The 19,147-nt window shown below is 73.2% G+C and carries 16 protein-coding genes; 3 read left to right on the forward strand and 13 right to left on the reverse strand.

What is annotated here, in order from left to right; all coding sequences use genetic code 11:
- Positions 1 to 27 precede the first annotated feature (27 nt).
- Entirely contained in the window at positions 28 to 645 is a 618-nt protein-coding gene (locus tag BMX65_RS06375; RefSeq protein WP_074999130.1) for a TIGR03086 family metal-binding protein, read from the reverse strand.
- 115 nt (positions 646 to 760) lie between these two features.
- On the opposite strand from BMX65_RS06375, the gene BMX65_RS06380 reads away from it, so the two are divergent.
- On the forward strand, positions 761 to 1,897 hold the full coding sequence (locus BMX65_RS06380; protein WP_074999131.1) for a helix-turn-helix transcriptional regulator: 1,137 nt from the start codon (positions 761 to 763) through the stop codon (positions 1,895 to 1,897).
- A 105-nt stretch (positions 1,898 to 2,002) separates the two neighbouring features.
- Here the strand turns inward: BMX65_RS06380 and BMX65_RS06385 are convergent, their stop codons facing one another.
- Positions 2,003 to 3,643: an MFS transporter gene (locus tag BMX65_RS06385; RefSeq protein WP_074999132.1), complete on the reverse strand. Its 1,641-nt coding sequence runs from the start codon at positions 3,641 to 3,643 to the stop codon at positions 2,003 to 2,005.
- Positions 3,644 to 3,728: 85 nt separating this feature from the next.
- On the opposite strand from BMX65_RS06385, the gene BMX65_RS06390 reads away from it, so the two are divergent.
- A complete protein-coding gene (locus BMX65_RS06390; RefSeq protein WP_079171717.1) occupies positions 3,729 to 4,838 on the forward strand; it encodes an Lrp/AsnC family transcriptional regulator in 1,110 nt (369 codons plus the stop codon).
- 78 nt (positions 4,839 to 4,916) lie between these two features.
- Here BMX65_RS06390 and BMX65_RS06395 read toward each other — a convergent pair whose 3' ends face one another.
- The 9 genes from BMX65_RS06395 to BMX65_RS06435 form a co-directional block, all read right to left on the reverse strand.
- The gene (locus BMX65_RS06395) at positions 4,917 to 5,750 is read right to left on the reverse strand and encodes an HAD family hydrolase (protein ID WP_074999133.1); all 834 of its coding nucleotides are present in this window, start codon (positions 5,748 to 5,750) and stop codon (positions 4,917 to 4,919) included.
- Positions 5,747 to 7,033: a serine--tRNA ligase gene (gene serS, locus BMX65_RS06400; RefSeq protein ID WP_074999134.1), complete on the reverse strand. Its 1,287-nt coding sequence runs from the start codon at positions 7,031 to 7,033 to the stop codon at positions 5,747 to 5,749. The genes BMX65_RS06395 and serS overlap by 4 nt, the downstream gene beginning before the upstream one ends.
- An 813-nt stretch (positions 7,034 to 7,846) precedes the next feature.
- On the reverse strand, positions 7,847 to 8,776 hold the full coding sequence (gene pheA / locus BMX65_RS06405; RefSeq protein WP_074999135.1) for a prephenate dehydratase: 930 nt from the start codon (positions 8,774 to 8,776) through the stop codon (positions 7,847 to 7,849).
- 42 nt (positions 8,777 to 8,818) lie between these two features.
- Positions 8,819 to 10,243, reverse strand: coding sequence for an iron uptake transporter deferrochelatase/peroxidase subunit (efeB, locus tag BMX65_RS06410; RefSeq protein ID WP_074999136.1), 1,425 nt, complete (start codon positions 10,241 to 10,243; stop codon positions 8,819 to 8,821).
- Between the two features lie 19 nt (positions 10,244 to 10,262).
- Entirely contained in the window at positions 10,263 to 12,410 is a 2,148-nt protein-coding gene (locus BMX65_RS06415) for a copper resistance protein CopC (RefSeq protein WP_074999137.1), read from the reverse strand.
- A gap of 11 nt (positions 12,411 to 12,421) precedes the next feature.
- Positions 12,422 to 12,907, reverse strand: a complete 486-nt coding sequence (locus BMX65_RS06420) for a copper chaperone PCu(A)C (protein ID WP_074999138.1) — start codon at positions 12,905 to 12,907, stop codon at positions 12,422 to 12,424.
- Positions 12,904 to 13,569, reverse strand: coding sequence for an SCO family protein (locus tag BMX65_RS06425; protein ID WP_074999139.1), 666 nt, complete (start codon positions 13,567 to 13,569; stop codon positions 12,904 to 12,906). Before BMX65_RS06425 ends, BMX65_RS06420 begins: the two co-directional genes overlap by 4 nt.
- A gap of 103 nt (positions 13,570 to 13,672) precedes the next feature.
- Positions 13,673 to 14,407, reverse strand: coding sequence for a YcnI family copper-binding membrane protein (locus BMX65_RS06430; RefSeq protein WP_074999140.1), 735 nt, complete (start codon positions 14,405 to 14,407; stop codon positions 13,673 to 13,675).
- Positions 14,408 to 14,561: 154 nt separating this feature from the next.
- Positions 14,562 to 15,440, reverse strand: a complete 879-nt coding sequence (locus BMX65_RS06435) for a hypothetical protein (protein WP_074999141.1) — start codon at positions 15,438 to 15,440, stop codon at positions 14,562 to 14,564.
- A gap of 285 nt (positions 15,441 to 15,725) precedes the next feature.
- On the opposite strand from BMX65_RS06435, the gene BMX65_RS06440 reads away from it, so the two are divergent.
- Positions 15,726 to 16,166: an ATP-binding protein gene (locus BMX65_RS06440; protein ID WP_074999142.1), complete on the forward strand. Its 441-nt coding sequence runs from the start codon at positions 15,726 to 15,728 to the stop codon at positions 16,164 to 16,166.
- Positions 16,167 to 16,307: 141 nt separating this feature from the next.
- On the opposite strand, the gene BMX65_RS06445 is transcribed toward BMX65_RS06440, so the two are convergent.
- Both BMX65_RS06445 and BMX65_RS06450 read right to left on the reverse strand, forming a co-directional pair.
- Positions 16,308 to 17,408 carry a PP2C family protein-serine/threonine phosphatase gene (locus BMX65_RS06445; protein ID WP_074999143.1) on the reverse strand — a complete coding sequence of 367 codons (1,101 nt, stop codon included), beginning with the start codon at positions 17,406 to 17,408 and terminating at the stop codon, positions 16,308 to 16,310.
- A gap of 242 nt (positions 17,409 to 17,650) precedes the next feature.
- Positions 17,651 to 19,090 (reverse strand): aminopeptidase P family protein, encoded by a 1,440-nt coding sequence (locus BMX65_RS06450; protein WP_239502047.1) that lies wholly within the window; start codon positions 19,088 to 19,090, stop codon positions 17,651 to 17,653.
- Positions 19,091 to 19,147: the final 57 nt, after the last annotated feature.

Below are 19,147 nucleotides of genomic sequence, written 5' to 3' on the forward strand. Positions count from 1 at the left end.
GCTCCTGCTCCTGCTCGGTCCGCCGCCCTACTGAGCTGCCGCGGGTGCCCGCCACTCGGGGTCCCGGCCCAGCCAGGCGGCGAGCTGCCCGTAACCGTCGGCCCCGGCCGGGGCCTCCCGCACCTCACCGAAGGGCAGCCGCTCCCGGCCCGCCGTGGGCACCGCCTGCTGCGCGACGCCCAGTGCGAACCGTCCCACCTCCTCGTCCAGCGTTCCGCTCCAGCCGATCGCACGGGCCAGGTCCCAGGTGTGGGCCGCGGTCTCCATCACCGCCCCGGAGAGCGCCAACCGGCCCGGCACCCGGCCCCAGGGCACCGTCACGACGGTCTCCATGAGCGCGTCGTCCGCCCAGGCTTCGCTCATGCGCGTGCGGCCGTCCTCGAAGAGCTCCGGCCACTGTCCTGCAGGTACGTCGGCCGTCCACTCGGGTACGTCGGCACCCTTGCCGTCGCCGCCCCCGGGAACCGCGGAGATGCGGCGCGTGCCGCCGACGAGATGGCCCAGCAGGGAGCGCACGTCGTACTCGGTGCACGGAGTCGGCCCGTCGAGCTGCGCGGGCCGGACGGCGGCGACCAGCGTCGCCAACTGCGCGGTGGCGCGGGCGTACAGCGGGCGGGGGTCGGGGATCGCCGGTGTGCTGCTCACAGTTCTCTCCTCGGTGCGTCAGGCTCCGCGGGTGCGGAGCCGCGGCTTCGACGGAGGAGAGTCTGCCGGGAAAACCTGACACGACCCGTCAACATTCTTCCGGCACTCTGGTGGGGTGAAATCCGACCGGTTGCTGGCCATCCTGCTGCTCCTCCAGACCCGCGGCCGCGTGCCCGCCGAGGAGCTGGCGGCGGAGCTCGAGGTCTCCGCACGCACCATCTACCGGGACATCGAGGCGCTGTCGGCGGCCGGGGTCCCGGTGTACGCGGAGCGCGGCCGGCACGGCGGCATCACGCTCCTGCCCGGCTACCGCACCGACGTGACCGGACTGACGGCGGACGAGGCCCGCGCGCTGTTCGTGCTGGCCGCACCGGGCCCGCACTCGGCGCTCGGCCTCGACAGCGCGCTGGCATCCGCGCTCCGCAAGGTGATGGCGGCGCTGCCCGCCCCGCACCGTCCGGCCGCCGACCTCACCAGCCGCCGCATCCTGGTCGACCCGGACCGGTGGCTGCCCGGCCCCCGCGCCGAGGTCCAACTGGATGTGCTGCACACCGCGGTCTTCGCCGACCGCAGGCTGCGCATCCGCTACCGGCACAGCGGCGACAGCCGACCGCGCACCTACACCGTCGATCCGTACGGTCTCGTCAACAAGGCGGGTGTCTGGTATCTGGTCGCCGACCGGCGCGGCTCCCCGGCCCTCTTCCGCGCCGACCGGATCGCCGCCGCGACCGCGCTGGAGGACCCCGTGCGGCGGCGCGAGGGGATCGAACTCGCGGAGGTGTGGCGGACGCTGCGGCGCCGGGTGGAGGAACGGAACCGGGACGTGCGGGTGACCGCACGGGTGCACAGGTCCCGGCTGGACATGTTCGCCCGGATCGTCGCGCCCGTCCTGGCCGCACCCCTCGGTACCGAGGCGGACGGCGACTCCGCGGGACGGGGCACGGGGGACGGTGGGGACGAGGGAGACCAGAGAGCCGAAGGAGAGGGAGACGAGGGGGACTGGGTCACCGCCCGTCTCGCGTTCTCCGCCCTCCCCGCCGTTTCGGTGCTCCTCCAGTTCGGCCCCTGGGTGCGGGTGGTCGATCCGCCCGAGGCCGTCGACGAACTGCTGCTCCGGGTCCGCGAGACGGCCGCGCTGTACGACCAGCAGGGCGCGGGTGCCCCGTCGGACGGGTCGGACGGCAGGCCCCCGGGGGCGTTTCCGGAGACGCTCCGAGGGCCGCTCCGAGGGCCGCTCCGAGGGCCGGTCTGAGGGCCGTCCCGAGGGCCGATCCCGGGGGGCCGATCGGAGGGCCGATCCGAGGCCGCCCCGCGACCCGTCCGACGGGGTCTTCCACGGGGTCTCCCAGGAAGGCCCCTACGGCGCGGTGGAGTGAACCGGCCGCCGCGCGTCCGGCACGGCCGCACCGTCCGGTCCGTGGCCCTGCTCCGGCGTCTCCGGGTGCCCGGGGCCGCTCCCGCCACCGGATCCGTGCTCGGTCGCCGCGCGTCCGCGAACGCACAGCAGCACCGCGGCGCCCGCCGCCAGCGCCGCGGCGCCGCAGAGCAGGAAGATCCGGTCGAGCCCGGCGGCGAACGCCTCGCGGACCAACTCCATCGGAACCCCGGCCTCCCGTGCGCGGCCGCCTCCGGCGGCCTCGGCCGCCGCCCGCGGCACACCGTGGTCGGTCAGCACCTCCCGCACCCGGCCGGCGAAGACGGTACCGAGCACGGCGACCCCGAGTGCGTAGCCCAACTGCCGGAAGGTGTTCACGGCGCCGCTGGCGACCCCCGCCCGCTCCGGCGGCAGGGCGCTCAGCGCGGCCGATATCAGCACCGGGACGGCCATGCCGACTCCGACACCGATCAGGACGCAGCCGGGCAGCAGCACCGTCCAGGAGGACTCCGGCACCACCGCGAGCTGGGTCAGCACCCCCGCGCCGATCACCAGTACGCCGAGACCCAGCGGGTACTGCGGCCGCAGCCGCTGCAGCCGGCCGCCGAAGAGGCTCGCGACGACGAAGGAGACCCCGGCCATCGGAAGGATGGCCAGCCCCGTCTCCAGCGGGCTCATTCCCAGCACCGACTGCGCCCACAGCGCGCTGTAGATGAAGTGTGCGAACGCGGCGGCCTGCGTCAGCAGCGCGGTGGCCATCAGGACGGCGAACGAGCGGTTCCGCAGCAGCGCCAGGTCCAGCAGCGGCTCCGGGCCCGCGGGTGCGTCCCCCCGCTGCGCGGCTCCGCGGGGCCGCGCAGCGGAGCGGGCCCGCTCCACCAGGACGAAAGCGGCGCCGGTCAGCACCGACACCACCAGCGAGCCGACGGCGCGCAGGTCGCTCCATCCGGCGTCGCCGCCCCGCACCAGTCCGTACGTCAACGTGCCCGCGCACAGTGTGAACAGCACGGCGCCCGCCCGGTCCACACGCGCACCTGCCCGTCGCGGCGCACGGGACTCCGGCACGGTGCGGAAAGTGATCCACAGCGCGATCAGCGTCAGCGGCACGTTGACGAAGAAGACGGCGCGCCAGTTGACGTATTCGGTCAGCACCCCGCCCAGCGCCAGTCCGCATCCGGCCGCGGCGCCGTTGACCGCGCCCCACACACCGAAGGCGATGCCTCTGTCGCGCCCCTGGTAGGTCGCGGTGATCAGTGGGGCGTTCGCCGCGAACACCGCTGCGGCGCCCACCCCCTGTACGGCGCGCGCGGCGATCAGCGTCCCGGCGTCCGGCGCGAGTCCGCAGGCCAGTGAGGCCAGGGCGAAGAGCACCAGACCGACGACGAAGACCCGGCGTCTGCCGTGCAGGTCGGCCAGGGAGCCCGCCACCAGGAGCAGCGCGGCCAGCGCCACGGCGTAGATGTCCACCACCCACTGCAGGGAGGTGAACGAGGCGTCCAGCGAGGTCGCCATCCTGGGCAGCGCGGTGTTCACGATCGTCACATCGATCAGCAGCATGAAGCCGCCCAGACAGAGGGCGGCCAGCGGCCACCATGAGCGGCCGCCGTTGTTCTCGTTCTCCATGCCGCCAGGCTCGGCCTGGCCTCCCCTCAGGACCCATTCACAGTCGCGGAGGTGGCGGGATCCGACATCGGCTAGCGTTCTGACGGTGCGATCCGACATCAGCCGCCGCGGCAGCAGGACCTCTGCCGGTCACCGTCCGACCGCCGGAAGAGGCGGACCGTCCAGGGACTCCGCGCCCCTGGACGACCTCGACCGGCGGATCGCCCACGCCCTGCAGCTCGACGGGCGGCTCGCCTTCTCGCGGATCGCCGAGGTGCTCGGGGTCTCCGACCAGACGATCGCGCGCCGCTGGGCGCGGCTGCGCGCCGACCGGAGCATGCGCGTCCTGGGACTCACGGAGCCCGCCGTCCTGGGCGAGACCGTCTGGCTGGTCCGCGTCTCCACGACTCCGGATGCGGCTGTCCCGCTGGCGGAGGCGCTGGCGCGCCGCACGGACACCACCTGGGTGGCGATGATGGCGGGCGGCACCGAGGTCAGCGCGGTCGCGCGGGCCGGCTCCGACTGGACGCACGAGGGCGGTGGTGAGGCGCTGCTGCTGCGCGAACTGCCGCGCACCCCACGCGTGCTGGCCGTGCACGCCTATTGCCAGCTCCACCAGTTCTTCGGCGGCGCCGAGGGGCTCATCCTCAAGTCCGGGATGCTCTCGCCCGACCAGGTGGCGCAGCTCGCCCCGCCGCCGCCCACCCCGCCCGAGGAGCCGGTCCGGCTCACCGCCGACGACCGCACGCTGCTCACCCGGCTGGCTCACGACGGCCGCACCCCGGTGGCCGAACTGGCCTCGGCGACCGGCTGGTCGCCGTCCGCGGTGCGCCGGCGGATGGCGGAACTGCGCGGCTGCGGAGCGCTCTACTTCGACGTCGAGTACGGGCCGCGCGTCTTCGGCCAGGGGCTGCGGGCAGCGGTGTGGCTCTCCGTACCGCCCGCCCGGCTGCACGCCACGGGGGAGGCACTGGCCGCGCACGAGGAGGTGGCGTTCGCGTGCGCCACCACGGGTGCGGCGAACCTGTTCCTGACGGTCGTCTGCCGGGACACCAGGGAGCTCTACGCGTACCTGACAGGTCCGGTCGCGCGGCTCTCGGGGGTGCAGAATGTCGAGACCTACCCGGTCGTGCGCAGCCTGAAGGGGCCCGGCCCCTTCCTGCAGAGCCAGGTCCGCAGCACGCGAGCCCGGCAGGATCCGCACAGGGCGCCCTGAGGCGCGCCCGTCGACAGCCTGGCCACCGGACGGGCGCGCCCGGCCTCCGGCAGCGCGCCGGGCGGCGAAGGCGACTTCCTACGCGGCCAGCCGCTCCAGCACCCGGGCGATGCCGTCCTCGTCGTTGGAGGCGGTCACCTCGTCGGCGACGGCCAGCAGTTCCTCGTGGCCGTTCTCCATGGCGACACCACGCCCCGCCCAGGCGAACATGGGGATGTCGTTGGGCATGTCGCCGAAGGCGAGGGTCTCGGCCGCGCGGACCTTGAGCCGCCGGGCCGCCAGCGCGAGCCCCTTGGCCTTGCTGAGACCCAGCGGGAGCAGCTCCACGATGCCCTCACCGGCCATGACCACGCCCACCAGGTCGCCGACGGCGGCCCGTGCGGCCTTCACCAACTCGTCGTCGCCGAGCTGCGGGTGCTGGATGTAGAGCTTGTTGAGCGGCTTCCGCCAGATGGTCTCGCGGTCCTCGAACGGGACGTAGGGCAGCGGCCCGTCGTGGACGCGGTACCCGGGCCCGGCCAGTACCTCGCCGTCCAGGCCGTCCCGCGATGCGGCCACCGCGACGGTGCCCACCTCCTTTTCGAGCAGGGTGAGCGCCTGTTCGGCGACTCGCCTGTCGAGGGTGACGGAGGTCAGCAGCCGGCCCGAGCCCGCGTCGTACACCTGCGATCCCTGTGCGCACACCGCCAGCCCGTGGTGGCCGAGGTCCGCCAGGATCTGCTTCGTCCACGGCACGGCCCGGCCGGTGACGACGATGTGCGCGGCACCCCGCGCGGTGGCGGCCTGCAGCGCGGTCCGGGTGCGCTCCGAGACGGTGTCGTCGGAGCGCAGCAGGGTGCCGTCGAGGTCGGTGGCGATCAGACGGTAGGGGAAGGCGGGCGGGCCGGAAGGGGCTGCGGACGGCGTGCTCACCTGGCGACCGGTTCCAGTGCCGCACGGCCGCCCAGATACGGCCGCAGCACCGGCGGGATCCACACCGAGCCGTCCTCCTGCTGGTGGTTCTCCAGCAGCGCGACGATGGTGCGGGGGACCGCGCACAGTGTGCCGTTCAGTGTCGCCAGCGGCCGCACGGCCTTGCCGTCGCGGCTGTCGCGCATCCGGACCGCGAGCCGGCGGGACTGGAACTCGGTGCAGTCCGAGGTGGAGGTCAGCTCGCGGTACTTGCCCTGGGTGGGGATCCACGCCTCGCAGTCGAACTTGCGGGCCGCCGAGGAGCCCAGGTCGCCGGTGGCCACATCGATCACCTGGAACGGCAGCTCCAGGGACGAGAGCCACTGCTTCTCCCACTGCAGCAGCCTGCGGTGCTCCTCCTGGGAGTCCTCAGGCGCGACGTAGGAGAACATCTCCACCTTGTCGAACTGGTGGACGCGGAAGATGCCGCGGGTGTCCTTGCCGTACGAGCCCGCCTCGCGGCGGAAGCAGGGCGAGAAGGCGGCGTAGCGCAGCGGCAGCCGGTCGGCCTCGATGATCTCGTCCATGTGGTAGCCGGCCAGCGCCACCTCGGAGGTGCCGACGAGGTACAGGTCGTCCTTGTCCAGGTGGTAGACGTCCTGCGCGGCCTGGCCGAGGAAGCCGGTGCCGTCCATGGCCTGCTGCTTGACCAGCGCCGGTGTCAGCATCGGGGTGAAGCCGGCCTCGGTCGCCTGGGCGATCGCCGCGTTGACCAGGGCGAGCTCCAGCAGGGCCCCCACGCCGGTGAGGAAGTAGAAGCGCGAGCCCGACACCTTGGCGCCGCGCTCGACGTCGATGGCGCCGAGCTTCTGGCCCAGCTCCAGATGGTCCTTGGGCTCGAAGCCCTCGGCCGCGAAGTCGCGGGGCGTCCCGAGGGTCTCCAGGACGGTGAAGTCCTCCTCGCCGCCGACCGGGACGTCCGGGTGCACCAGGTTGCTGAGCCGGCGCAGCAACCGCTGGGTCTCCTCCGCGGCCTCGTCCTTCTCCGCGTCGGCGGCCTTCACGGCGCCCGCCAGTTCCCCTGCGCGGCGCAGCAGTTCGTCCTTCTCCTCGCCCGCGGCCTTCGGGATGAGCTTGCCGAGCTGCTTCTGCTCGGAGCGGAGTTCGTCGAAGCGGACACTGGAGGACCTGCGCCGCTCGTCGGCGGAGAGCACCGCGTCGACGAGGTCGACGTCCTCTCCACGGGCGCGCTGGGAGGCGCGCGCACGGTCGGGGTCCTCACGGAGCAGGCGAAGGTCAATCACCCCGCCAGGGTACCGGTGGCCCCGGGCGCCGCTCGATTCGACATCCCTTTGATGTATTTTGTCCGAATTGAGGGGTTTGTTATTCCGGTGAAATGCTGCCTCTCGGGGATTTCCGTTCTTCCGATTCTCCGGCTTTCCGCCTTCCGTGCAGGGCGGCTCGATGTCGCGCACCGCGCGGGGACCGGGTGGACTGAGGGTGCTCGCGGGGGAGTTGAGCGGGCCCTCCGGGTGCACTTATCCACAGACGGGGAGTGTGGCGGTCGAGTTTTCCACAGGAGTGGAAGAGGTGCTGTGGAAATGAGGGCGTTCCGTTCCGGCGCCTGTGTGATCGGCGCAGAATTCCTGGGGTAAACCCGAAATTCCCACCCAATCGAGGGGGAATAGCTCACCCCAAAGAGTTGATCAAGGGAATTGCGGTGACGCGGTGAGGGGTGCGGCCTGTGGAGAGGGATGCGGTCTGTATGCCGTTTTGTCGACTGCGTCCGTTTTCTCTGTCGACTTGTGCACAGGTCGCCCTCCACGCCTGTGGATAACTTCGCGGCACCTGTGTACGGCGCCTCCCGGCCCCCTGCGACGGCCGGAACGGCCCCCGGGACCCGGGCGGCGGCCACCCCAGGGCCCGGAACCGATCGGTCCAGGCCCCGGTGCACCCCCGTCCGGCGGATCCCGGCGCCCGCGCGACCGTCCCGCCGCGATCCGGTGCTGCCGGTGCAGCCCCGGTCGCGATCCGGCCCGTCTGCTCGGCGCCGCCCAGCGCCGCCCAGCGCGTTCAGGACCGCGTCCGCTCAGCACCGTCCCCTCGACACCGTCCGCTCAGTCCCGCCCGTCCAGGCACCGCGACAGCCAGTCGGCCGCCGCCACGAAGTCCTCGTCCGCGGTGCCCGAGCGCAGCGTCGGCGGCTGCCGGTCGGCACGCGGGTACGACCCCAGGAAGCGCACCGCGCGGCAGGAGCGCCGCAGCCCCATCAGCACGTCGCCCACCCGGCGGTCCTGCACATGGCCCTCGGAGTCGATCTGGAAGCAGTACTGCCCGATGCCCTCGCCCGTGGGCCGCGACTCGATCCGCATCATGTTGACGCCGCGCGAGGCGTACTCGTGCAGTACCTCCAGCAGCGCGCCGGGTTGGTCCCCGCGCAGCCAGAAGACCACCGAGGTCTTGTCCGCGCCCGTCGGCGCCGCCGGGCGCCCGGGCGGCCCCAGCAGCACGAACCGGGTGGTCGCGTTCTCCGCGTCGTGGATGTCGGTGACCAGCGGCTCCAGACCGTAGGTCGCGGCGGCGAACTCACCCGCGAACGCGGCGTCGTAACGGCCCTCCTGCACCAGCCGGGCGCCGTCCGCGTTGGAGGCCGCCGACTCCCACACGGCGTCCGGCAGATGCGCTGCGAGCCAGTTGCGCACCTGCGGCTGGGCGACCGGATGGCCGGTGACGGTCTTGACCTCCGCCAGGGGGGTGCCGGGCCGCACCAGCAGCGCGAAGGCGATCGGCAGCAGCACCTCGCGGTAGATCATCAGCCGGCTGCCGCCCCTCAGCTCGTCCAGGGTGGCCGTGACGCCGCCCTCCACCGAGTTCTCGATCGGCACGAACGCCGCTTGGGCCTCCCCGTTCCGGACGGGGTCCAGGGCCGCCGGAACGGACACCATGGGGGTGAGCTGGCGGGTTGCTGCCTCCGGCAGGGTGTGCAGCGCGGCCTCGGTGAAGGTGCCCTCGGGGCCGAGGTACGTGTAGCGGCTCGCAGATGACATGCCGCCACGGTAGTCCGGTCCGCAGGGCACCGGCTGCCGATCTCAGCCTTCGAGCAGCCGCTGGCCCACGTACTCGCCCTTGCGCGGGCCTCCCGGCACCGCGAACAGCGCACTCGCCTCGTGCCGCAGGAACCGCGACAGGGCGTCCCCCCGGTCGAGCTTGCGCTGCACCGGGACGAAGCCGCGCAGCGGATCGGCCTGCCAGGCCACGAAGAGCAACCCGGCGTCCGGCGTGCCGTCGTCGCGGAACCCGTCGTGGAAGGAGAACGAGCGGCGCAGCATCGCCGCTCCCCCGTTGCTCGCCGGGGCCGTCACCCGGATGTGCGCGTTCGCGGCGATCAGCGGCTGCCCGTCCGGCCCCCGCTTGTCCAGGTCGGGCGTGGTCCGCTCATGGCCCCCGGAGAGCGGCGCTCCGTCGGACTTGCGCCGCCCGATGACCTGCTCCTGCTCGCCGAGCGAGTGGGTGTCCCACGCGTCGAGCAGCATCCGGATCCGCCGCTGCACCACGTAGGAGCCCCCGGCCATCCAGGAGGGGGCACCCGAAGCCGGTACGAAGATCCGCTCGGTGAAGTCCTTCTCCTCGGGTCGGGGATTGTTGGTCCCGTCGACCTGGCCCATCAGGTTGCGCATCGTGCGGGGGTGCTCGGTGGCGCCAGGAGAGCGGTTGAAACCGGACATCTGCCAGCGCACCCGTGCCGTGTCCGCCGCCTCGCGCTGCAGGGCCCGCAGCGCGTGGAAGGCGACCAGCGCGTCGTCCGCACCGATCTGCACCCACAGGTCCCCGTCCGAGCGCTTCTTGTCCAGCGCGTCCGCCGAGAAGTCCGGCAGCGGTGCGAGCTGCGTCGGCAGCCGGTCCGTGAGCCCGGTACGGGAGAAGAACGTACGGCCGAATCCGAAGGTGACCGTCAGCGAGGCGGGACCGGCGTCCAGCGCGATCCCGGTGTCCCGCTCGCCGTCCGCGGGCGGTTCGCCGGCCATCATCCGCCGGGCCGCCTCCGACCAGCGGCGCAGCAGTGCCGCGGCCTGCTTGCGACCTGCCCGGGGCGCGAGGTCGAAGGCGAGCAGATGACCGTGCGCCTGGGCGGGGGCCACGATTCCGGCCTGGTGCGTGCCGTGGAAGGACACGGCTGCGGAGCCCAGCGAGGACAGGGCGGTGGGTGGCGCGTCCTGGGCCGCCGAGTGGGCCCAGGCGCCGCCTGCTGCGCCCGCGGCCAGCCCTGCGGCGCCTGCCGCCGAGGCGGTGCCCAGCAGCCGCCGACGGGAGATCCGCCCGTTCTGCTGCGGCTCCCGGCCCTGCCCGCCGGCCCCGCTGTCGTCGGCCCCGCTGTCGCCGCTGCCGCTGCCGCTGCCGCTGCCGCTGCCGCTGCCGCTGCCGCTGCTGTCGCTGCCGTCCGGTGTGTCCGGCGCCTCGGGCGTGCGCTGCGCGGGCGGAGTCTTACGCGTCTTACGGGTGTTCTGAGTGCTCATGTCGTCGCTCGGTTCCGGCTCAGCCGATGGTGGCGGTCGTGGTCTTGGTGACCTGGTCGATGTCGGAGGTGCGGACGGTGACCGCGACCTTCCATTTTCCAGCCATGGGCAACTGGAGTCCGCTGGCTCTCCAGTGCCCTTTCTCCCGCCCGACCGGTTCGAGCGGAACGGACAGCGGGCCGAGGTCCCGCGCGGGCAGCGTGAAGGCGACCTTCACCTCGGCTGCCTCGACGGGCTTGCCGCTGGGCGCGGTGGTGCGCAGCTCCAGAGTGTTCCCGCCGCGGGTGCCCGGGGAGATCTCCAGCGCGGCCCTCCCCTTCCCGCCCGGGCCGCCCGTGTCGAACGGCACCTCCACATCCACCGGCCCACCGGGGTCACGCGCCGCCTCGGCCGCACGGACCTGCTCCTCGGTGCGGCCGGGCTCGGTGCCGGTCAGGACCGTGGTGACGGCGAGCAGCACGACGGCGAGGGCCGTCTCGGCCAGAACCGAGCGGCGCAGCGCGCTGCGCCCCGGATCGGCTTCCCGCTCCCGGCGCTGCCGGGCGGCGTCGGCGGCCGCCCGCTGGCGGGCCAACTGGGCGGCCCGGACGGGGTCGTCGGAGGTGCTCTCCTGGGCCTGCGCGGGGTGGCTGCCCTCCGGCGAGTGGGCGCGGCGCGCCTGCGGTGTGTCGTCCGCGCCTGGTGCGGCTGTCCGGACAGTGGCGCGTTCCGGGGCGCGACCGTGCGGGACGGCTGCCGCCGCACCCGCCGGGGCACCCTGGCTCCCGGAGGCTGCGTTCCGGGGTGCCGTCCCGGTCTGCTCCGGAAGTTCGGTCAACCGGGTTGTCCACCGCCGGGAGAACCAGGCGACCGACAGCACGGCCCCCACCAGCAGGATTTTCACCACCAGCAGTTGCCCGTACGAGGTGTCCGTCAGCGCGCTCCAGGAGCCCACCTGCCGCCACGACTGGTACAGCCCCGTCCCCGCCAGCACCACGACGCAGCCGAACGCCAGCCGGGAGAACCGCCGCACAGTCGTGCCCGTGGGCGAGGGGCCCCAGCGCAGCAGGCAGAACAGTGCGGTCAGACCGCCCAGCCACAGGGCGACGGCGAGCAGGTGCAGCACGTCCACGGGCACTGCCGGCCCGGTCTGGATACCGGTGGAGGCGTGTTCGGCCAGCGCCCAGGTCGCCGCGAGACCGACGGCCACCAGGGCGCCGCCGGCGGACAGCCCGTAGTGCAGGTCGCGCCGCTGCCGCGCGCCTTCGCCCTCCTGGGGTGTCTCTTCCGGCTCGTCGGCTGCCTGCCGCGGAGGGGTTCGGCCGTCCCGGGGTGCCTCCTCCGGCTCGTCGGCTGCCCGCTGCCGCGCGTACACGCCGAAGAGCACCGAGGTGAAGAGCGCACCGGCCGCGAGCAGCAGCAGCCGGGAGACGAGAGCGGCTCCCGGCTTGGTGGCGACCACGTCCTTGAGCCCGCCCAGGTCGAGGACGTCCGCGAACCGGCCCGAACCGGTGTAGGGCCCGCGCAGCAGCAGCAGCGCCAGCGTCGACGCCGCCAGGAGGCTCCAGCCGGTGGTCACCAGGCGCTGCACCGCGCGTGAGGAGGCGGCCCGCGGCGAGCACAGCAGCACGAAAGCCGCCCCGCCGATCAGCAGGACGAAGCCCGCGTAGGCGGCGTACCGCCCGATGCCGTAGCAGGCGCCCACGGTCCCGCCGCCCGCGTTCTCGTCCTGCTGCGGCACCTTCGCGCTCGTCTCGGACGGTTTGCCGATCGAGAAGGTGAACGCGCCCGAGACGGGGTGGCTGTCCGCGGAGACGGCCTGCCAGGCGACGGTGTAGGTGCCCTGGCCCAGCCCCTGGTCGAGCGCGACCGTGCGCCGCACCGTGCCGCCCGTGCCGGTGTCGCGGACCGTCCCGGTGTCGACCCGCGCACCCCGCGGGTCCAGGACCCGGATGGCACCGTCCGACATGGCCACGCCCTCGGAGAAGTCGAGCGTGACCTGCCGGGGCGCGTCGTCCACCACAGCGCCCTCCGCGGGATCGCTGCCCGTCAGAGCGGCGTGCGCCGCTGCCGGACCCGCCAGTGCCAGCACTCCCAGCAGCGCGGCAGCGACCGCGGCGAGGGCCGACAGCGTGCGGACAGTGGCGCGGGAGGTGGTGCGGAGGGAGCCTGGGACGGTGGACGACACGCCTGCGAACCTCACTTCTGGTGTGTGTAGTTCGTCGCTTCGACGGGAGCCTTGACCGTGACGGCGCCGGACCGCTGGAAGTGCAGCACGAAGGTGACCGTCTGGCCCTTCGTCGGCTTGTGCTCCAGTTCCATCAGCATCAGATGGTTGCCGCCGCGCCCCAGTTCGAGCTTGCCGTGCGCGGGCACGGACAGCGACTTCACCCGCTGCATCTGCTGTTCGACGGTCTTGTGCAGTTCGACCTTGCCCGCCACGTCGCTGGAGACCGACGTCAGCTTGTCGGCGCTGTCGCCGCTGTTGCGTACGGTCAGGAAGCCCCCGGCCATCTCCTCGGTCGGCGGCTGCGGCACGTAGGCGCCGCTGACCTTCAGCTCCGGACGGCCGTCCCCTTTCCCTTCGTCCTTCCCGTCCCCGCCGCCGGAGGAGCAGCCGGTCAGGGCGAGCGCGAACACGGCGCCCAGTGCCAGGGCGGGGAGCGGGCGGCGTGCGGCGGTCACGGGTTCTTCCCCTCGATCAGCTTGGGCAGGTCCTTCTTGAGGATGTCCGGCCCGGAATTGCCCTCCGTGTAGAGGACGTGCGCCTTGTCGTCCTCGGGAGAGAAGGCGAGTACCTGGGCACCGTGTGTGGAGACGACGTCGCCGTTCTTCTTCTTGTACGAGGGCGCGATGCTGACGCCCACACTGCGGGCGCCGGCCTGGATGGTGTCGAAGTCGCCGGTGAGCCCGATGAAGGACGGGTCCTGGCCGTCCAGCCACTTCCGGAGCTCCTTGGGGGTGTCCCGCTTCGGATCACTCGTGACGAAGACGACCCGCAGTTTCTTCTGCTGCTCCTTGGGCAGCTTGGACTTGGCCAGGGAGATGTTGCTCATGGTCAGCGGGCAGATGTCCGGGCAGTGCGTGTAACCGAAGTAGAGCAGCGTGGGGTGGCCCTTCGTCTTCTCGATCAGGTCGTAGCTCTTGCCGTGCGTGTCGGTGAGCGTCAGATCGGGCTTGCTGAAGGGCTGGTCCAGGACGGTGCCGCCCTTGGGCTGCTGCTGCTCGACCGTCGCCGGCTTGTCCGCGGCGCTGTCGCCGTCGTCGTCGGAGCCGCAGCCCGCCAGGGCGAGCCCGGCGGCCGCGACCAGTGCCGCGGTTGCCGCGGCCGTTCTCATGGTGCGCATAGTGCTTGTCCGCATCGTGCAGTAGGGATCGTGCAGGGCCGGGACGGTGCGGGCGGCGACCGGCGCCGCCCGCACCACCGCGGGGGAAGGTACGGGGCCGGGGTCAGGCAGTGCGGCGGCGCCCCGCCAGGACGCCGAAGGCGATGCCCGCGACGCCGACGACGATGCCCACCACGCCGAGGACACGCGCGGTGGTGTCGGAGCCGGAACCGGCGTCCTCCTCAGGGGCTGCCGCGGCCTTTCCGGCGGCCTTTCCGGCAGACTTGGCGTCGGCCGCGGAGTCGCCCGCGTCCGCTCCGGACTCCTCCGCCGCCGCCAGCTTCAGCACCGGCGCCGGGTGCTCGGGCTCCGCCGCGCCCTCCTGCGGCTCCTCGATCCAACGCACGACATCGTCGTCGTCATAGGTCTGCAGCGCCTTGAACACCAGATGGTCCGCGTCCTTCGGAAGCTGCCCCATGGAGACGGGGAACTGCTGGAACTCGCCCGGCCCCACCTTCCCGCCGCTCCAGGTGACCTTCGAGACGGCCTCGGTGACCTTCTCGCCGTGCATCGTGATCGGCTTGTCCAGCTTCTTCTTCTCGACCTTGACGTCCCAGCCGGGTACCGGCTGCGGCATCACGGACGTCAGCGGATGGTCCGCCGGGAAGGCGACCTCCAGCTTGACGGTGGACGCGTCGTCCTTCTCGTTCGGCACCTTGAAGTTGACGGTGCTGTAGCCGCCCTTGGCGGCCTCCTGCGGGTCGACGCCGACGTGCGCCGAGGCGGGCCCCGCGACCAGCAGGACGGTTCCGGCGGCGAGGGCGCAGACGGTTGCGGCGCGGCGGTTGGCGATCTTCATGAAATGAGCTCCTGAATGGCACAGGACGGATGGCATGGCACCGGAGGCGGGCGCAGGCGCGCGAGGGCCCGCATCGCGCGCCGCTGCCACGGCCGCGCCGGCCGCACCCCCTAGCGGGGCGGGCAGGTCGGTCCCGGTGAGCGTCGTGCGTGCGTCAGGCCGCGAGCGCGAAAGCGTCCGCCTGCCGCACGGGCGGGCCGCGCCGGTGGACGGAGTGCTGCAGCAGCAGGGAGGACGGGGGCGCCGTCTCGTCCTCCGCGCGCTCGGGAACGGGCCGCGCCGGAACCCCCGGCAGCAGCCCGTTGTGCAGGGCCCGGACGAAGGCCAGGGCGGTGCGCAGGGCACGCGCGGCCACCAGCTCCTCGGCCACTGCTGCGGCTCCGGACGACAGCCGCACCAGCCGCCACAGCGCGGCCTCGCCCCGCCGCAGCATCCAGCCGAGCAGCAGCGCGGCACACAGGTGCCCGAGCAGCATCGGTACGTCCAGCAGACCGGCCGCGGCACGTGCCGCCTCGTGCAGGCAGTCGAGCGGGGTGCCGGGGAAGGCGCCCGCGGCGGCGGTCTCGTGCGCGGCGTGCGCCGCACCTCCGGCCGCGCTTCCGGCATCGCTCGCGCCCGCGGCGGTCTGCGGATCGAGCCCGGCGCTCACCACCACCCGGCGCGCCTCGGCGTCGCTCAGGGGCGCGCCGCCGCCGTGGCACAGCAGCTTCCCCGCCAGAGCCTGGATGCCGCCCGGCTGCGGGGCGCCCGGAGCGGCCGCTGCCGCTTCGGCGTGCAGCCTGTGGGAGCCCATCGAGAACACCAGGTGCAGGGCGACCTGCCCCAGCGCGAGCAGCCCCGCGATACCGGGCAGCGAGCGCTCCCGCCCGGCGAGCGCGACGGCGACCGCGAAGACGCAGCCGAAGCCGAGTGCCAGCGTGCCGAACGGGAGCACGGTTCCGGCGGCGAGCACATGGCCCGCGGCGGACACGGTGACGCAGACCGCGGCGAACACCGCGGCCCGCAGCAGTCTCAGGTCCGCACCGGCAGTCATGGCCGCGCCATCATCTCACCGCCGTCCCAGGCCGCACACACCAGGGCCACACCCGCTCCACCGGTGCTCAACCGACCCACCGGTGCTCCGCGCCAGCGTGCGCAGGCGCCCTCCGCCGGGGGCGTGCAGGCCGGTCCGCGCTTCCGCCGTACCCGCACGAAGGGCCACGGTCCCGCCACCCGGCGCCGGGCTCTCCGCCGTACGGGGGGCATCGCCGCGGCACCGCGTAGTGCCGGTACGCGCAGGCAATAGGTAAGCGTGTGTCGAGCCGCATGGAGGGTGAGCATGAGCAGCCTGTGGTGGTCTCTCCGGCTACGGCGCGAAGCCGCCAGTGTGCCGCTAGCGCGCCAACTCCTGCTGAGCTCGATGGCCTCGGCCGGCGTCGACCCGGATGTCGCCTACGACATGTGCCTGGCACTGTCGGAGGCGTGCGCCAACGCGGTCGAGCACGGCAGCGCCGCCGGTGACCTGGGCGGCGCCTACCGTGTCTCGGCCTACCTGGAGGGCAACCGCTGCCGCATCGAGGTGGCGGACACCGGTCCAGGCTTCCCCGCCGGATACGACCCCCGCTGCGGGAGCGAGGCGGAGAGCGGGCGCGGCCTCTACCTGATCGCGTCCCTCGCCGATCACGTGCGGTTCCGCAACCGCTCCGGGCGCGGTGGAGCCGTCGTCAGCTTCGACAAGGTGCTCGACCGCCGCGACGGGCATCTGATGACCGCCTCCTGACCCGGGAGGTCCCGGTGCCCGGCGGGACCGGTCCGGGCCGCAGGCGCGACGGGCGGCGGCCGGAACGCCGCTCCCGGTCCGGCGCAGCCGGACCCCGGCAGATGCGGCGGAACCGCCCTTCCGTCCGGACCGTCCGCTGCCTCAGGTCTCGGTCGCGGCGGCCCGCTGCGCGTGGGAGACCGTGGGATTCCGGTAGCGCAGCAGCAGCATGGCGGCGTCGTCGTGCAGCGGAGAGCGCACATGCTCCTGGATGTCCTGCCGCACCGCCTCCAGCGCGCCCTCCGCGTCCGCGTCCTTGAGGAGATGGGCACGGTGGTCGAGCGGATAGAAGAGGTTGTCGCTGTCGCGGGCCTCGGTGACGCCGTCGGTGTACAGCAGCAGTTGGTCGCCCGGCGCGAACGGCACCTCGTGCGGACGCGGCGGCTCGCTGCCGTGCAGGCCCAGGCCCAGCGGCAGGGAGCGCCGCGGCGGCTCGGCGAAGTGCACGCTGCCGTCCTGCCGGATCGCCAGCGGGGCGGGATGTCCGAAGTTGAGCAGCGTCGCGGTGCGTGTCCCGGCCCCGTGCGGCACCTCGGCGAGCACCGCCGTCACGAACTTCTCGCCCAGCAGGTGCCGGTCCAGGGCCCGTTCCAGCCGGTCCCCCACGGTGGCCAGGTCCGGCTCGTCGTAGGCGGCCTCGCGGAACGCGCCGAGCACCACCGCGGCGGTCTCCACCGCTTCCAGCCCCTTGCCCTGGACGTCGCCGATGATCACCCGCACCCCGTGCGGCGAGGTGACCACCTCGTACAGGTCGCCGCCGATCCGGGCCTCCGCGACGGCCGAGGTGTAGGAGACGGCCACCTGCAGCCGCCCGGCGCTGCGCGGCACCGGGCGCAGCAGCACCCGCTGTGCGGCCTCTGCGATGGAGCGCACGTTGGCCAGCTCCGCCTCCCGCTTCTGCCGCATCGCGGTCGCCAGCAGCGCCGCCACGGAGACCCCGGCCACGGAGATCAGCGTCGCGTTGCCGCGCCGCTCGCCGAACTGGCCGTTGTAGAGGCTGAGCGCGATCGACAGCGCCATCGCCAGCGCACCGACCAGCGCGGTGCGCCGTTTGCCGCCGCTCAGCCCGGCGAACGCCGGACCGAGCGCCATCATCGGCTGCAGGCCGATGCCGGACCCGCCGGTCAGATCGGCGGCACCGACGGCACCCATGGCGAGGAAGGGAAACGCGGACAGCAGTCCGGTCCGCAACCGGGGAACCAAAGCGTGCTCTCTTCCTTGTCGATGACAGGCCCAGCAGGCTCGTGCCGTGACGTCGTCTCCCGTCATCGCCGCTGTGCTCGATGGTCCGGTCCGGAACCCGGCCGGTGCCGGGGCTGCCGCCCGGAGGGTGCCGGGGCTGCCGGCCGGCCGGGTGCCGGGGTACGCCCCGCGGCGTCCGGTACCGGACGGTGCCCGTCAGCGTGGAGGCACCGCGCGTGCTGCCGCCCGGTGCGCGCGCGGGCTCACGCCCGCAGCTTCGCCATCCAGCTCTCCACTTCGGAGCTGCTGCGCGGCAGTGCGGCGGACATGTTCCGGTTGCCGTCCTCGGTCACCAGGATGTCGTCCTCGATGCGCACACCGATGCCGCGGTACTCCTCGGGCACGGTCTCGTCGTCGGGCTGGAAGTAGAGCCCCGGCTCCACTGTCAGGCACATGCCCGGCTCCAGCGTGCCGTCGGCGTAGGTCTCCCGGCGGGCGACCGCGCAGTCGTGCACGTCCATGCCGAGCATGTGGCCGGTGCCGTGCAGCGTCCAGCGGCGCTGCAGGCCCAGCTCCAGCACGCGTTCCACCGGGCCCTCCACCAGACCCCATTCCACCAGCTTGGTGGCGAGCACCCGCTGCGCCGCACGGTGGAAGTCGAGGTACTTGCCGCCCGGCTTGACCGCGGCGATGCCCGCTTCCTGCGCCTCGTACACCGCGTCGTAGATCGTGCGCTGCAGCTCGGTGAAGCGGCCGTTGACCGGCAGGGTGCGCGTCACGTCGGCCGTGTAGAGGGTGTGGGTCTCCACGCCGGCGTCGAGCAGCAGCAGCTCGCCCGAGCGCACCGGACCGTCGTTGCGCATCCAGTGCAGCGTGGTGGCGTGCGGTCCGGCCGCGCAGATGGAGCCGTAGCCGATGTCGTTGCCCTCCACGCGCGCGCGCAGGAAGAACGTGCCCTCGATGTAGCGCTCGGAGGTGGCCTCCGCCTTGTCGAGGGAGCGGACGACGTCCTCGAAGCCGCGCACAGTGGAGTCGACGGCCTTCTGCATCTCGCCGATCTCGAACGCGTCCTTGACCAGTCGCATCTCGGACAGGAAGCCCCGCAGCTCCTCGTCCCGCTCGGCGGTGACCTTGTCGGCCAGCGCCGCCTCGACCCCGGCGTCGTGGCCGCGGACGACCCGCACCGGGCCGGTGCCCGCGCGGAGCGTGTCCGCGACCGTCCGGACGTCGGCGCAGGGCATCCCGTAGAGGGTCGCGCTCTCGGTGAGGCTGTGCCGTCGGCCGACCCACAGCTCGCCCTGGCCGTCCAGCCAGAACTCGCCGTTCTCCCGGTCGGAGCGGGGCAGCAGGTACAGCGTGGCGCGGTGGCCGTGCGCACCGGTGGGTTCCAGGACGAGTACGCCGTCCTCGGTCTGGTTCCCGGACAGGTACGCGTACTCGACGGAGGCCCTGAAGGGGTACTCGGTGTCGTTGGACCGGGTCTTGAGGTTGCCCGCGGGGACCACCAGACGCTCGCCGGGGAAGCGCGCCGACAGCCGCTCGCGCCGCTCGGCGAGTTCCGCGGCCTGGGCGACGGGCTCCAGATCGTGCAGCTCGGTGTCGCTCCAGCCGGACTTCATGTTCGCGGCGAGCTCGTCGGAGACGCCCGTGTACAGGCCGTTCTTCCGCTGCTTGATCGGCTGCTCGTCAGCGGCGTCTGCCACGTCTGCCTCCTCTTTGACGGATAAAACCACCTTCCATCGTATGGGTGGGGCCCGTCC

Source organism: Streptomyces qinglanensis, from assembly GCF_900111245.1.
Classification (GTDB): Bacteria; Actinomycetota; Actinomycetes; order Streptomycetales; family Streptomycetaceae; genus Streptomyces; species Streptomyces qinglanensis.

Coding starts and splice junctions, on each gene's coding strand:
- pheA (WP_074999135.1), bottom strand. CDS start 8,776: ATGTCATCTGCGAGCCGCTACACGTACCTCGGCCCCGAGGGCACCTTC.
- BMX65_RS06385 (WP_074999132.1), bottom strand. CDS start 3,643: ATGGAGAACGAGAACAACGGCGGCCGCTCATGGTGGCCGCTGGCCGCC.
- BMX65_RS06440 (WP_074999142.1), top strand. CDS start 15,726: ATGAGCAGCCTGTGGTGGTCTCTCCGGCTACGGCGCGAAGCCGCCAGT.
- BMX65_RS06430 (WP_074999140.1), bottom strand. CDS start 14,407: ATGAAGATCGCCAACCGCCGCGCCGCAACCGTCTGCGCCCTCGCCGCC.
- BMX65_RS06425 (WP_074999139.1), bottom strand. CDS start 13,569: ATGCGCACCATGAGAACGGCCGCGGCAACCGCGGCACTGGTCGCGGCC.
- BMX65_RS06435 (WP_074999141.1), bottom strand. CDS start 15,440: ATGACTGCCGGTGCGGACCTGAGACTGCTGCGGGCCGCGGTGTTCGCC.
- efeB (WP_074999136.1), bottom strand. CDS start 10,243: ATGAGCACTCAGAACACCCGTAAGACGCGTAAGACTCCGCCCGCGCAG.